11 protein-coding genes are annotated in these 14,018 nt (G+C 64.0%); 3 read left to right on the top strand and 8 right to left on the bottom strand.

The genetic code is table 11. The features are described from left to right. Nucleotides 1-98 precede the first annotated feature (98 nt). Entirely contained in the window at nucleotides 99-1,082 is a 984-nt protein-coding gene (locus tag FJ957_RS13590) for a complex I NDUFA9 subunit family protein (protein ID WP_140832098.1), read from the top strand. Nucleotides 1,083-1,089: 7 nt separating this feature from the next. Here FJ957_RS13590 and FJ957_RS13585 read toward each other — a convergent pair whose 3' ends face one another. Further along, complete coding sequence (locus FJ957_RS13585; protein WP_140832096.1) at nucleotides 1,090-2,460, bottom strand: cytochrome P450; 1,371 nt, start codon at nucleotides 2,458-2,460, stop codon at nucleotides 1,090-1,092. Between the two features lie 507 nt (nucleotides 2,461-2,967). Here FJ957_RS13585 and gyrB point away from each other — a divergent pair. Together gyrB and FJ957_RS13570 are read left to right on the top strand one after the other, a co-directional pair. Beyond that, the gene (gyrB, locus tag FJ957_RS13580) at nucleotides 2,968-5,439 is read left to right on the top strand and encodes a DNA topoisomerase (ATP-hydrolyzing) subunit B (protein WP_140832094.1); all 2,472 of its coding nucleotides are present in this window, start codon (nucleotides 2,968-2,970) and stop codon (nucleotides 5,437-5,439) included. A 238-nt stretch (nucleotides 5,440-5,677) separates the two neighbouring features. After that, on the top strand, nucleotides 5,678-6,577 hold the full coding sequence (locus FJ957_RS13570) for a hypothetical protein (RefSeq protein ID WP_140832090.1): 900 nt from the start codon (nucleotides 5,678-5,680) through the stop codon (nucleotides 6,575-6,577). A gap of 89 nt (nucleotides 6,578-6,666) precedes the next feature. On the opposite strand, the gene FJ957_RS13565 is transcribed toward FJ957_RS13570, so the two are convergent. The 7 genes from FJ957_RS13565 to FJ957_RS13535 form a co-directional block, all read right to left on the bottom strand. After that, on the bottom strand, nucleotides 6,667-8,073 hold the full coding sequence (locus FJ957_RS13565) for an NAD(P)(+) transhydrogenase (Re/Si-specific) subunit beta (protein ID WP_140832088.1): 1,407 nt from the start codon (nucleotides 8,071-8,073) through the stop codon (nucleotides 6,667-6,669). A gap of 1 nt (nucleotide 8,074) precedes the next feature. After that, nucleotides 8,075-8,494 carry an NAD(P) transhydrogenase subunit alpha gene (locus FJ957_RS13560; protein WP_140644722.1) on the bottom strand — a complete coding sequence of 140 codons (420 nt, stop codon included), beginning with the start codon at nucleotides 8,492-8,494 and terminating at the stop codon, nucleotides 8,075-8,077. Next, nucleotides 8,494-9,747 carry a Re/Si-specific NAD(P)(+) transhydrogenase subunit alpha gene (locus FJ957_RS13555; RefSeq protein WP_140832086.1) on the bottom strand — a complete coding sequence of 418 codons (1,254 nt, stop codon included), beginning with the start codon at nucleotides 9,745-9,747 and terminating at the stop codon, nucleotides 8,494-8,496. Before FJ957_RS13555 ends, FJ957_RS13560 begins: the two co-directional genes overlap by 1 nt. A gap of 85 nt (nucleotides 9,748-9,832) precedes the next feature. Continuing rightward, complete coding sequence (locus tag FJ957_RS13550) at nucleotides 9,833-10,057, bottom strand: aa3-type cytochrome c oxidase subunit IV (RefSeq protein ID WP_140545869.1); 225 nt, start codon at nucleotides 10,055-10,057, stop codon at nucleotides 9,833-9,835. Nucleotides 10,058-10,207: 150 nt separating this feature from the next. Beyond that, nucleotides 10,208-10,357 carry a DUF3096 domain-containing protein gene (locus tag FJ957_RS13545; RefSeq protein WP_127866594.1) on the bottom strand — a complete coding sequence of 50 codons (150 nt, stop codon included), beginning with the start codon at nucleotides 10,355-10,357 and terminating at the stop codon, nucleotides 10,208-10,210. Between the two features lie 94 nt (nucleotides 10,358-10,451). Next, entirely contained in the window at nucleotides 10,452-11,333 is an 882-nt protein-coding gene (locus FJ957_RS13540) for a hypothetical protein (protein WP_246685842.1), read from the bottom strand. A 314-nt stretch (nucleotides 11,334-11,647) separates the two neighbouring features. Next, nucleotides 11,648-13,963 carry an EAL domain-containing protein gene (locus FJ957_RS13535; RefSeq protein WP_140832084.1) on the bottom strand — a complete coding sequence of 772 codons (2,316 nt, stop codon included), beginning with the start codon at nucleotides 13,961-13,963 and terminating at the stop codon, nucleotides 11,648-11,650. Nucleotides 13,964-14,018: the final 55 nt, after the last annotated feature.

The raw sequence follows: 14,018 nt of genomic DNA, 5'->3' as shown, positions 1-14,018 counted from the left end.
AAAAAACAGGGCAATGGCGACCTCCGGTCGCTCTTTGCCTTTGGCGAGAAACGGATTAAGAAACGGCTTCAGCCAAGCATTTGCGCGCGGAGCCAGTCATGACCGAAATCCTGCAGACCCCCAAGCTCGTCGTCGTCTTCGGCGGTTCGGGTTTCGTCGGTCGCCATGTCGTGCGGGCGCTGGCCAAGCGCGGCTACCGCATCCGGGTCGCCTGCCGGCGGCCCGACCTTGCCGGCCATGTGCAGCCGCTCGGCAATGTCGGCCAGATCCAGCCGGTGCAGGCCAATGTGCGCGTGCGCTGGTCGGTCGACCGCGCCGTGCAGGGCGCCGACCATGTCGTCAACCTCGTCGCCGTCCTGCATGAGACCGGCCGCCAGAAATTCGGCGCCGTGCACGATTTCGGGGCGCGCGCCGTCGCCGAGGCCGCACGCTCGGTCGGCGCCGGCCTCACCCACATCTCGGCGCTCGGCGCGGATCTGAATTCCCCGTCCGACTATGCCCGCACCAAGGCGCTCGGCGAGAAAGCCGTGTTCGACACGATCAGCGATGCCGTCATCCTCAGGCCGTCGATCAATTTCGGGCCGGAAGACGGTTTCTTCAACCGCTTCGCCAACATGGCGCGTTATTCGCCGGTGCTGCCGCTGATCGGCGGCGGGCAAACCAAATTCCAGCCGGTCTATGTCGGCGACGTCGCCGAAGCGGTGGCGCGTTCGGTCGACGGCAAGATCGAGGGCGGCCAGATCTACGAGCTCGGCGGGCCGCAGGTGCTGACCTTCAAGGAATGCATGGAAGAGCTGCTGATGGTCGTCGAGCGCCGCCGCCTCCTGGTGCCGGTGCCGTTCTGGCTGTCGAACATCCAGGCCTCGATCCTGCAGCTGCTGCCCAACCCGCTCCTGACCAAGGACCAGGTCATGCAGTTGCGCGAGCACAACGTCGTTTCGGACGAAGCCGCCAAGGCCGCCAGGACGCTGACCGGCCTCGGCATCCAGCCGCAGGCGATCGCCACGATCCTGCCCAGCTATCTCTGGCGCTTCCGCGCGGCCGGCCAGTTCCAGCAGCGCCGGCCTATCGCCGACCGCTGACAAAAGCTCAGGCGCGGCGGGAGACCTGCATCGGCAGGCCGCCCTGCGGCTGCGTGGTGAGCTTCTGCACCGGCCATGGCCGGGTCTCGGGAGTCACATCGAACCGGAAGCGCGACAGCAGGATCGCCAGCGCGATGATCGCCTCCTGCATGGCGAAGCTGGCGCCGATGCAGACACGCGGGCCGGCGCCGAAGGGCAGGTACTGGAAGCGGTCGATCTTGTCGCGGTTTTCCGGATGGAACCGCGCCGGCAGGAAAGCGTTCGGCCTGTCCCAGAGCTTGCGGTGGCGATGCACGACCCAGGGCATCACCAGCACGGCGGCGTATTTCGGGATGTAAAGACCGTTCCAGGTCTCCGGCTCGATCGGTTCGCGGTTGATCGAGGGCGCCGGCGGATAGAGCCTGAGCGCCTCCTCGAAAGCGGCGCGGGTAAGCGGCATGGCATCCAGCCACTTGGTCGGATCGGGCTCGCGCGCCAGCACGGCGTCGATCTCCCGCTCGACCTTGTCGCGTTCCCAGGGTGCCCCGGCGAGGCAATAGATCGTCCAGCCCAGCGCCCGCGCCGTCGTCTCGTGGCCGGCGCCTATGAAGGTGATGATGTTGTCCTCGACTTCGGCGCGAGTCAGTCCGTCCGGCCCCTCGGCGCGCAGCAGAAGCGTAAGGAAATCCTGCGGCACCCCGTCGGGATCGCGCTTCATCCGCTCTTCGCGCATCCTCACCGTGCCGGCGACGATGTTGCGGAAATAGGCCATGGTCTTGCGGCCGCGGATGCGGGTGAAACGCGGCAGCCATTCCGGCGCGCGCAACAGGTCGAGCGGATCGACGCGGCCCATGGTCTCGAACAGGCGGTCGATCTCCCTGGCGAAGCTGCCCGGCTCGCCGGCGATCTCGCCGGAAAACAGCGTCTCGGCCAGAATGTCATAGGTGAGCAGCGTCATGTCATGGGCGACATCGCTCTCACCACCGGCCTCGTAGCGGGTGACGAACTCCAGCGTGCGTCTCAGCATCGGCTCGGCGAAGCCGAAGATGTGGCGCGGCGTGAACACCGGCGCCATCGCCTTGCGCGAGCGCTTCCAGACCTCGCCTTCGGCGGTCAACAGCCCGTCGCGCAGGATCGGCCGCAACACCAGCTGGCGCACGGTCGCCATCTTGTAGTTTTTGGCGTTGTCGATCAGCACGTGGCGGATGAGGCCCGGATCGTTGGCGACCACCAGCGGCCCGCCGACGCCGGTCACCGAAATCCAGGGCTCGTTGTAGGTGTGCTCGCCCCATAATTCGAGCGGGTTGCGGTAGATGATGCGCATCATCTCCAGCGTCGAAGGCGGCTTTGTGCGCGGCGTCGGCGCCGGCGGCAAGAAGGGGGCGGGCTTGGTGTCCATGAAGCGTGCTCCGCTGACAGCGCCGAATGTAGTGTCCGACGAAGCGGACGTCCATGTGACCGAGCGGCCCGGCGCCTCGCCGGACTGTGACCGAGCGGCCCGGCGCCTCGCCGGACTGTGACCGACGTCCGCACTCGGCCGGGACGCGCCGATCCGATCTTCGGCGGATGGCTGGAGGGCTTCGCCCGCGAGCACGGCAAGTCCGAGCCGGTGCTGACCGACATCGCGGCGTTCAAGCTGCCGATGCTCGACGAGCCGCACCATCGGCGCCTGCGCTCCCCGCGAAGACACTTGCGAGGCCGTGCTTCGGCACGGCTTTCACTGTCGGACGCCCCAATGCGCCCGCCAGCATCTCGCGTGGACGTGACAGGGTCGCTCGCCAAGCCGGCAAAATGGCCGCAAACCTTGGAAAAGCAGCCGTTTGCGCCTATATCTAGGACATCAAAACGGCGCGATTCGGGGCCATTTTTCCGCGCTGTATCAGCGGCATCAATCAGACAGGTTTTCATGAGCGACCAGACCGAAAGCGCCAACGGCGCGGAAGCCGAGTACGGCGCCGATTCCATCAAGGTTTTGAAGGGGTTGGATGCCGTGCGCAAGCGGCCGGGCATGTATATCGGCGACACCGATGACGGCTCGGGCCTGCATCACATGGTCTATGAGGTGGTGGACAACGCCATCGACGAGGCGCTGGCCGGCCACGCCGACCTCGTTTCGGTGACGCTCAACCCCGACGGTTCCGTCACCGTGATCGACAATGGCCGCGGCATTCCGACCGATATCCACCCCTCGGAGGGCGTTTCGGCGGCCGAAGTGATCATGACGCAGCTGCATGCCGGCGGCAAATTCGACCAGAACTCCTACAAGGTCTCGGGCGGCCTGCACGGCGTCGGCGTCTCGGTGGTCAATGCGCTTTCGGCATGGCTGAAGATCAAGGTCCGCCGCAACGGCGAGATCTTCGAGATGAGCTTCACGCACGGCAATGCCGACGCACCGCTGAAGGTGACCGGAAGCTACGTGCAGGACAAGCGCCCTGGCACCTATGAGGGCCGCAGCGGCAGCGAAATCACGTTCTTCCCGTCGGCCGAGACCTTCACCATGGTCGAGTTCGACTACAGCACGCTGGAGCATCGACTGCGCGAGCTCGCTTTCCTCAATTCCGGCGTGCGCATCGTGCTGACCGACGCCCGCCATGCCGACATCGTACGCCATGAGCTACATTACGACGGCGGGCTGGAGGAGTTCGTCAAATATCTCGACCGGGTGAAGAAGCCGCTGATCGAGACGCCGATCGGCATCCGCGCCGAGCGCGACGGCGTCACCGTCGAAGTCGCGATGTGGTGGAACGACAGCTACCACGAGAATGTGCTGGCCTTCACCAACAACATCCCGCAGCGCGACGGCGGCACCCATCTGGCGGGCTTCCGCGCGGCGCTGACCAGGCAGATCACCGGCTACGGCGAATCGTCCGGTCAGACCAAGAAGGAAAAGGTCTCGCTGACCGGCGACGATTGCCGGGAAGGCCTGACCGCGGTCCTGTCGGTCAAGGTGCCGGACCCGAAATTCTCCTCGCAGACCAAGGACAAGCTGGTCTCGTCCGAGGTGCGCCCGGTGGTGGAAAGCCTGGTCAACGAGGCGCTCGGCACCTGGCTGGAAGAACATCCCGCCGAAGGCAAGGTCGTGGTCGAGAAAGTGATCCAGGCGGCCGCGGCGCGCGAGGCCGCGCGCAAGGCGCGCGACATCACCCGCAAGAGCTCGCTCGGCGTCACCTCGCTGCCCGGCAAGCTTGCCGACTGCCAGGAGCGCGACCCGGCCAAGTCCGAAATCTTCATCGTCGAGGGTGACTCGGCCGGCGGCTCGGCCAAGGGCGGGCGCTCGCGCCAGAACCAGGCGATCCTGCCGCTGCGCGGCAAGATCCTGAATGTCGAGCGCGCGCGCTTCGACCGCATGCTCTCCTCCGACATGATCGGCACGCTGATCACCGCGCTCGGCACCTCGATCGGCAAGGACGAGTTCAACGCCGACAAGCTGCGCTACCACAAGATCATCCTGATGACCGACGCCGACGTCGACGGCGCCCACATCCGCACGCTTCTGCTCACCTTCTTCTTCCGGCAGATGCCGGAGCTGATCGAGCGCGGCCATCTCTACATCGCCCAGCCGCCGCTCTACAAAGTGACCCGGGGCAAGAGCTCGCAATACCTCAAGGACGAAAACGCCTATGAGGAATACCTGATCGAGTCCGGGCTGGACGAGGCTTCGCTGACGCTCGCCTCCGGCGAGGTGCGGACGGGCCAGGATCTGCGCAGCGCCATCGACGACGCAATTGCCGTGCGCCAGCTGATCAACGGGCTGCACACGCGCTACAACCGCAGCGTCGTCGAGCAGGCGGCGATCGCCGGCGCGCTCAACGCCGATGTGCTTGCCGATCTCGGCCGCGCCAATGCGATGGCCGAGCGCGTCGCCGAGCGGCTCGATATGATCGCCGAGGAGACCGAGCGCGGCTGGACCGGGCGGCTATCGGCTTCCAATGACGGCTCCGGCGGCTATGTGTTCGAGCGCACCGTGCGCGGCGTGAAGGACGTGGCGCAGCTCGATGCCGGACTGATCGCTTCGGCCGATGCGCGCCAGCTCGACCGCTATGCCTCGCGCCTGGCGGAAGTCTATGGCGAGCAGCCGACCCTGCGCCGCAAGGAGAGTTCCGAGCTGCTTTCGGGACCACTGGCGCTGCTCAACGCGGTGTTCGCCACCGGCCGCAAGGGGCTTACCATGCAGCGCTACAAGGGTCTTGGCGAGATGAATGCCGAGCAGCTGTGGGAAACCACGCTGGATCCGAATGTGCGCTCGCTGCTGCAGGTCAAGGTCAACGACGCGACCGACGCCGATTCGCTGTTCTCGCGGCTGATGGGCGACGAGGTGGAGCCGCGGCGCGAATTCATCCAGGATAATGCGCTGTCGGTGGCTAATCTGGATATTTAGACTACCACAAAACTGCGCTTGTTTTCCAATGCCGGCGCGCTAGGTGCGCCGGCATTGTTGTTGTGACCTGAGCGACATTTCAAAAGCGCCGGAACAGAAGGCCTGCCTGGACATTGTGACAACGTCGATCACGATTTCTCAGGAGGCTTTCATGGGACGCGGTATCTTGCTTTGGTTGCTAGGAATTCCAATCCCGATCATCATCCTCATCATGCTGTTCGCGCGATAGGGGGCTGATATGCAGTCCACTCTTTCGGCTGTCGGCAACACCGTCTCAACCGAATCCTCCGCCTCGGCGATCAGTTGGGGTCCGATCATCGCCGGCGCCTTCGCCGCGTCGACGTTGAGTCTCATCCTGATGCTGCTCGGCTCCGGCCTAGGCCTCAGCATGGTTTCGCCTTGGGCGGGCTCAGGTGCTTCCATCACCACCTTCGCGGTCTCGACAGCGGTATGGCTAGTCGTCGTCCAATGGCTGTCATCGGGCGTTGGCGGCTATCTTGCGGGACGGCTGCGCACCAAATGGGTCGACGTCCATACCGACGAGGTGTTCTTCCGCGACACCGCACATGGCTTTCTGGCCTGGGCGCTGGCGACGCTTCTCGTTGTTGGCGTGCTCGGCTCAGCGTTGACGATGCTGGGCTCCGGCGTGCAGGCCGCTTCGACAGTGGTGTCCGGCGCCGCAATGGGCGCCACGGCAGGCAGCCAGGCGACGACGGACAATGCGACATCCTATTTGGTGGATTCGCTGCTTAGACCGGCGGATGCCGGAAAATTGGCGGCGGCTAATCCGGAAAACGACGCCGCGGCCACCGCGCAGGCCTCGCGCATCCTGATTGCCAGTGCCGCCGCGGGCGAGATCTCCGCCGACGACAAAGCCTATCTGTCGCAACTGGTCGCGGCGCGCACCGGCCTGTCGGAGGCGGATGCCAAGACACGCGTCGATACGTTGCTGGCGAAGGCGCAAGACGCCAAGGCAAAAGCGCAGCAGGCCGCCGACAAGGCCCGGAAGGCGAGCGCTACCTTCGCCCTGCTCGGCGCCCTGTCGCTCGTCATCGGCGCCTTCATCGCCGGTGCCGCGGCCGCTCTCGGCGGCAGGCAGCGGGACGATGAAGAGACCGCCTATCTGGCTACCCGTTAAAGGGGGCCTATACTAAAAAAGCCCGGCTCAGGCCGGGCTTTTCCAATTCCGATGCGTGGGCCGACACCTTCCTGCAGAAGGTCGCGGCTTCAGTGATCCATGGCCTTGACGATTTCCTCGGTCATCTTCTTGGCGTCGCCGAGCAGCATCATGGTGCCGTCCTTGTAGAACAGCGTGTTGTCGATGCCGGCATAGCCGGAGCCGAGCGAGCGCTTGACGAACAGGCAGGTGCGGGCCTTGTCGACGTCGAGGATCGGCATGCCGTAGATCGGCGAGGACTTGTCGTCGCGCGCGGACGGGTTGGTGACGTCGTTGGCGCCGATGACATAGGCGACGTCGGCCTGCGCGAACTCGGAGTTGATGTCCTCCAGTTCGAACACTTCGTCGTAAGGCACGTTGGCCTCGGCCAAGAGCACGTTCATGTGGCCGGGCATACGGCCGGCCACCGGATGGATGGCGTATTTCACCTCGACGCCGGCGGCCTTGAGCTTGTCGGCCATCTCGCGCAGCGCGTGCTGCGCCTGGGCGACCGCCATGCCGTAGCCGGGCACGATGATGACCTTCTGCGCGTTCATCATCAGATAGGCGGCGTCATCGGCCGAGCCCTGCTTGACGGTGCGCTCGATGCCGTCGTCGGCAACCGCGGCCGTCTCGCCGCCGAAGCCGCCGAGGATGACCGAGATGAAGGAGCGGTTCATGCCCTTGCACATGATGTAGGACAGGATCGCGCCGGACGAGCCGACCAGCGCGCCGGTGATGATCAGCGCCAGATTGCCGAGGGTGAAACCAAGCGCGGCAGCCGCCCAGCCCGAGTAGGAATTCAGCATCGACACCACGACCGGCATGTCGGCGCCGCCGATCGGGATGATCAAGAGCACGCCGAGCACCAGCGAGGCGGCGACGATCAGCCAGAAGACGAGCTTCGATTCCGTGGTGACCAACAGCACGATCAGCACCACCAACGCGATGCCGAGCGCGATGTTGATGAGATGTCGGCCGCCGATCATGATCGGCTTGCCGGACATGCGGCCGTCGAGCTTGAGGAAGGCGATGACCGAGCCGGTGAAGGTGATGGCGCCGATGGCTACGCCCAGGCTCATTTCGACCAGCGCCTGCGCATGGATGTCGCCCGCCGTGCCGATGCCGAAGCTCTCCGGCGCGTACATGGCGGCAGCCGCCACCATCACGGCGGCGAAGCCGACGAGCGAGTGGAAGGCGGCGACCAGCTGCGGCATCGAGGTCATGGCGATGCGGCGCGCGGTGACCGCGCCGATGCCGCCACCGATGGCCAGCCCGAGCACGATCCAGCCGAAACGGCCGACCGAGGGAGCCAAAGGCAAAGCCAATGCCAGCGTGGTGGCGATAGCGATCGCCATACCGATCATGCCGAAGAGATTGCCTCGCCGGCTGGTGGTGGGATGCGACAGCCCGCGCAGCGCCAGGATGAACAGGATGCCGGAGACGAGATAGAGGAAGGAAGCCAGATTGACGGTCACGTCACTTTTCCTTCTTCTTGTACATGGCGAGCATGCGCTGGGTGACCAGGAAGCCGCCGAAGATGTTGACCGAGACCAGCACAAGGGCGACGAAACCGAAGCCGGCGGCGAGCCCGGAGGCCGAGATGCCGACGGCGAGCAGCGCGCCGACGACAATGACCGATGAAATAGCGTTGGTGACGGCCATCAGCGGCGTGTGCAGGGCCGGCGTCACCGACCAGACGACATAATAGCCGACGAAGATCGCCAGCACGAAGATGGCGAGTTGGAAGACGAAGGGATCGACGGCGCCACCGGACAGCGCGTGCGCCGCGTTACCGGCAGCCTCGCCTGCGGGCGCGTTGGCAAGATCCTGCACCGCAAGGCGAACGGCGGCAGTCGCCTGATCGAGTTGGTCGAGGGCTTTCTGCAAGGCGTCCATCACGCGGTCCCCTTAGGCTTGGCTGCGGACTTCTTCTTTGCCGCCGGCTTGGCGGCGGCGGCATCGGCAACCATGGTCGTCGCCGGAATGGCCGCCGGCTCGGTGCGCGGCTCTTCCGCCGCCTTGGCGAAGGCAGGATGCACCACCTTGCCGCCGTCGGTCAGCATGGTCGCCTTGACCAGCTCGTCGTCGCGCTTGATGGCAAGCTGCTTGGTCGTCTTGTCGACCATGGTCTCGAGGAAGGCGTAGAGGTTCTTGGCATAGAGCAGCGAGGCCGAGGCCGCGACACGGCCCGGCACGTTGAGGTGGCCGACGATCTTGACGCCATTCTCGGTCATCACGACCTTGCCAGGCACCGCGCCCTCGACATTGCCGCCGCGCTCTACCGCTAGATCGACGATCACCGAGCCAGGCTTCATCGAGGCAACCATGGCGGCCGAAACCAGCTTCGGCGCCGGACGGCCGGGGATCAGCGCGGTGGTGATGACGATGTCCTGCTTGGCGATATGCTCGGCGGTGAGCGTCGCCTGCTTCGCCTGGTATTCCTTCGACATTTCCTTGGCGTAGCCGCCGGCCGTCTCGGCCGCCTTGAACTCCTCGTCCTCGACCGCGAGGAATTTCGCGCCGAGCGACTGCACCTGCTCCTTCACCGCCGGGCGCACGTCGGTGGCGGTGACGACAGAGCCGAGGCGGCGCGCGGTGGCGATCGCCTGCAGGCCGGCGACGCCGACGCCCATGATGAAGGTTTTTGCCGCCGGCACGGTGCCGGCCGCCGTCATCATCATCGGCAGCGCGCGGTCATATTCGGCGGCGGCATCGATCACCGCCTGGTAGCCGGCGAGGTTGGCCTGCGAGGACAGCACGTCCATCGATTGCGCACGGGTGATGCGCGGCATGAACTCCATGGAAAAGGCGGTGATGCCGGCCTTGGCCATCGCGGCCACCGCGGCATCGTTGCCGTAGGGATCCATGATGGCGATCACGGCGACGCCCGACTTGTAGCCCTTGAGCTCCGCATCCGTCGGCCGGCGCACTTTCAGCACGACATCGGCCTTTTTGGCGTCGGCCGCCGTTCCGATCGCGCCGCCGGCAGCAGTGAAATCCTGGTCGGGGATTCGGGAGCCGAGGCCGGCGCCCTTCTCGACGATCACGTCGAAGCCGAGACCCGCCAGGCGCTTGACCGTCTCCGGCGAGGCCGCGACGCGCGGCTCGTTCGGGTCAATCTCACGAGGGATGAATACTATTTGTCCCACCGGATGATCCTTTCGGCTGGAACCTTGATTGCGCAAGGCGTCGGCCGGACGTCCGGCGACGTCGAGGGCAATGGGCTTGGGAAGTCTACCGCAGAATGAGAGTGCCGACGGCCATGATCAGGATGAACAGGATGGTCGCCGAGAAGAAGCCGCCGACGAAGAAGCCGAAGGCCATTGCGATAAGGATGGCGGCACAGAACAGCGAGCCGTATTTGGCAAGACCGAGGAAGCCCTTGTAGGTACGGTCGTGCTCGGCATAGTCCATTTGCGCGCCCAGCTCGACAGGACCGGTCGGCGTGTGATCAGCCATGGAAGTACCCCTTCGAAAATGCCTTTGAGGCACATAGCGAAAAGCCGAACCAAGAGCAATGGCGCTATTGCCGCACAGCCGGCGACAACAGCCTCAAACGAAAGTTGAAATTGAATGCCGCGGCTGTGTCCACGCGGCCGACGCGGGATTTCAGCTGGCGAGGTGGGGAAAAAGGCCGAGCAGACCGACAACGATCAGGTAAAGCGCGACGATGTAGTTGAGGAGCCGAGGCATCACCAGGATCAGTACGCCGGCGATCAGCGAGATCAGCGGCGTCAGCGCGAGGGAGTGGATGGTCATGCGGGGATCCTTTCGTGTGACAGGCGCGATCGCTTGGCAGAGCGGGCTGCGAGCTTGATAACGGCGCAGCCGGCGAAAGGTTCATGGCCTGCGTTCAGGCAGCGGCGCGGTAGTATTTCGCCGTCGGCAGGATGGAGAGGGGCGTCAGGCGGTTGATGGCCGGATTGCCGAACATCAGCCGCTGCTCCATCGGCGTCGAATTGTAGAACGGGAACCGCTCGAGCGTGCGGCGCATATTCTCGCCGGCAGGGATCTCGAACAGGGCGATCGGAGCAAGAACGCCCGGGAACTGCTTGGCTTCGCTCTTCTGCACGGCATTGAAGAACCGGGCATAAAAGTGAGAATGCTCGACCTTGACCGGGGTCAGCACCGAGTCCTGGCCAAAATAATTGGAGGCCACCATGGCGATCCTGAGCGTCAGGAAAGGCAGAACGCCGGGCGCCGGCGCGGCATCGGGATCGGTTGCGAAGCGGGTGCCGTCGATGAAGGTTTCCCCCCGGGCGAGCCGCGGGAGCAACACTTCCGGATAGGCGTCCACCGAAGGTGAGTATGGCTGTTCACTGGAAATATAGTGAAAGCGCAATGTGCTGACCAATTCGCCGTAACAATAGACGCCGAAGCGGTAGGAGTTGGGAAGATTATCCCAGCGATCCTCGAACATCCCGCTGGCGATCGGACCGCACATGCCTGATTTGAGGTAGGACTGATATCGAAGCCGGTAGATCGCTTCCAGATCCTCGCCCCCGGTGATGAGGCGATATTCGACATGCTCCAGGAGCTGCATCATCGTTCGGTTGAGCAGGGAATCAGCCTTTGAGCTGGCGCCAGCCGACGTACCCTTAGCCGCAGCTTCCATTATTGTCCGTCCTCGAATTCCGCCTGTGAACAAGCTATTCGAGTTGAAATGAGACACAAGCTGAAAATTTGAGATTGCTGATTTACCGTCTGTTAACCTTAATAGCTGCGATCGTTTCATCGATCTTGCCCGCGAAAAAACAAATACCGCAGCCAGCGGCGATCTGAGCCGGCCTGACGGCGGTCATCAAGATCAATCCGGATCCAGAGCTTGAAAGCGTGAGTGAATCACAGAATTATACTACGCCGGAACGGCTATCGTTTCATGAAACGCATATCCGCTCCAGACGGAAACCCGGGTTCCGTTTTTTCTGAAATTGCTCTCTATTTCAGCGCAATTCCGGACGGAAACCGCTTCGCACTTTTCCTGGATTTGCTCTTGTTTGACGCAATTCCGGACGGAAAACCGCTTCGCACTTTTCCTGGATTTGCTTCTTAGCTGGCTGTTCTTTTGCCGGCGATGTGAAGGTCCGCGGCAAACGGCCATGTGACGCTCGACATCGTCTCGATGCCCGACGCGCTGAGCGCGGCGCCGAAGAGAAAGCCCTGCACGAAGTCCGGCTTGACCAAATGAACCAGCGTCTTCAGCTGCTCGAAGGTCTCAACCCCTTCGATGGTGACCGAAAGACCCAACGTCCGGGACAGGCTGACGATGCCTTTCAGCAGATCGAGCGATTGCCGGTTCTGGTTTACATCGACCAGGAACGAGCGGTCGATCTTGATCTTGTCGAGCGGCAGCTTGTGGAGATAGCTCAGGCTGGAGTAGCCGGTGCCGAAGTCGTCAAGCGCGATGCGCACGCCGAGCGCCTTCAGTTCCTCGATCGACTCGCGCGTCAGCGACTTGTCGTCGAGCAGCGCGGTTTCGGTGACCTCGATTTCGAGCCGATGCGCCGCCAGCCCCGACTTGGCCAAGGCGTCCCTGACCTTCTGGACGATGTCGCGACTTCGGAAATCCTTGGCCGACAGGTTGACCGACACGCTGGTCTGGGCCGGCCATTTGGCGCATTCGGCGCACGCGGCCTCCAGCACGAAAGTGCTGATGTCGGAGACGATGCCCATCTCCTCGGCGAGCGGGATGAAGACGCTGGGCGAGATCGGGCCGAGATCGGCATGGTCCCAGCGGCAGAGCGCCTCGCAACTGGCGATGCGCATGGTGCTGACAGCCACGATCGGCTGGTAGACGACGCGCAATTCCCTGGCCTGCACGGCATTGCGCAGGTCGGCCTTCATCAACTGGCGATTGCGGAAGGCGGCGTCCATGGCCGCCTCGAACAGCCGCCAACTGTTCTTGCCGAGTTCCTTGGCCTTGTAGAGGGCAAGGTCCGCCTTGACGATCATGGCGTCCGCATCGGTGTCCTTGACCCTGGAAAGCACCGCGCCACCGCTGGTCTGGATGCGCAACCCGTGGCCGGCAACGTCCACCTCGCCCTGCAGGTCCGCGAAAATCTGGTCAAGCAGGGTGCTGAGATGGCTCTCGTCCTCGACACGGTCGAAGAAGATCATGAACTCGTCGCCGCCGAAACGGCTGACGGTGATGCCCGGTCCGGCAATCGCCGCGAGGCGCTCGGCCACGGCATAGATCAGCCCGTCGCCGACCGGATGGCCGAGCGTGTCGTTGACGCTCTTGAAGTCGTCGAGATCGAGCACCGCGAGGCCGCACAGCCGGTCCTGGTCGCCAGAGGCCATCGCCTCGCCGACGAGTTCGTGGAAATAGGCGCGGTTCGGCAGCCCGGTCAAATTGTCGTAGCGCGCCATGAAGCGGATCTTTTCCTCCGCCTCGACGCGAGCCGTCACATCCTCGAAGGTGATGACGCCCAGTTCCTGGCTGCCTTCGCGGGCGGAGAACTCGTAGTGCTGGCCATTGGCCAGCGAAACGAGCACCTTGCGGTCGCGGCCTTCGCGCAAGGCGCGTGTCAGCTGCGCCTCGATGTAGCGGCAGTCTTTCGGCGCCAGCATGCCGCCGGCGACGCCGCGCATCAAAAGACCGTGGATCGAGCGCCCGAGCAAGGCATCGCCCGATTTCAGCGACATCAGGCGTGCGGCTTCGGCATTGGCCACCGCGACGCGCCCGTCCGGCCCCAGCATGACCAGGCCGTGCGACATGGTGTTGAGCGCGCGATCGAACCGGCGTGTCAGGTTCCTGGCCTGCTTGTGCCCGATGACGGCGGAGAAGAGCACGTTGCGGACATGGTCGGCACTGTTGATGGTGATGAAGGTCAGCGGGATGATCATCAGGCCGAGCAGGACCGATGGGAAATCCATGCGCAGCAGAAGTCCGAGCGCGGCCGGACCGATGAAGGTCACGGAGAAAATCCGTACCATCTGCGGGGAGCCGTAGTTGCGGCCGACAACCGTGACCAGGGTCGCGATCGTCAGCGACGTCGCGGCCAGCTCGGCGAAGGGGTCGGGGTAGACGTAGATCGAAATGAAGCACAGCGAACCCAGGCCCAGGCCCTGCAGGCTGCCCTTGAGGATATAGATGCGCTCCCACCGCCTGGCCTCTTCGACATTGGCTATGGTGCCACCTGTCTTCAGGAAGGTGCGAATGCCGAAGTAACGGAAAAGGCTGATGGAGAGCAGACCGAAAGAAAAGGCCACAAACAGCGGATTGTGCGTCCGCCAATAGATCATGAATCCGAGGATCCAGTAGCAAACGCCACCGATCACCAGCATGTGCGCGTTGTCGAACAACGACCGCACAAACTGGATATAAACATCCGCCGGGATGTTCTCGGTCTTTGTTCTACCCATGCCGTTGGCCCAACACTACGCCTTGTCATGCCACACCTGCCTTAAGAAAGGCTTA

Source organism: Mesorhizobium sp. B2-4-6 (assembly GCF_006442775.1).
Taxonomy (GTDB): domain Bacteria; phylum Pseudomonadota; class Alphaproteobacteria; order Rhizobiales; family Rhizobiaceae; genus Mesorhizobium.
The sequence above is the reverse complement of the archived record's forward strand: the minus strand, read 5'-3'. Positions and strand labels throughout refer to the sequence as shown.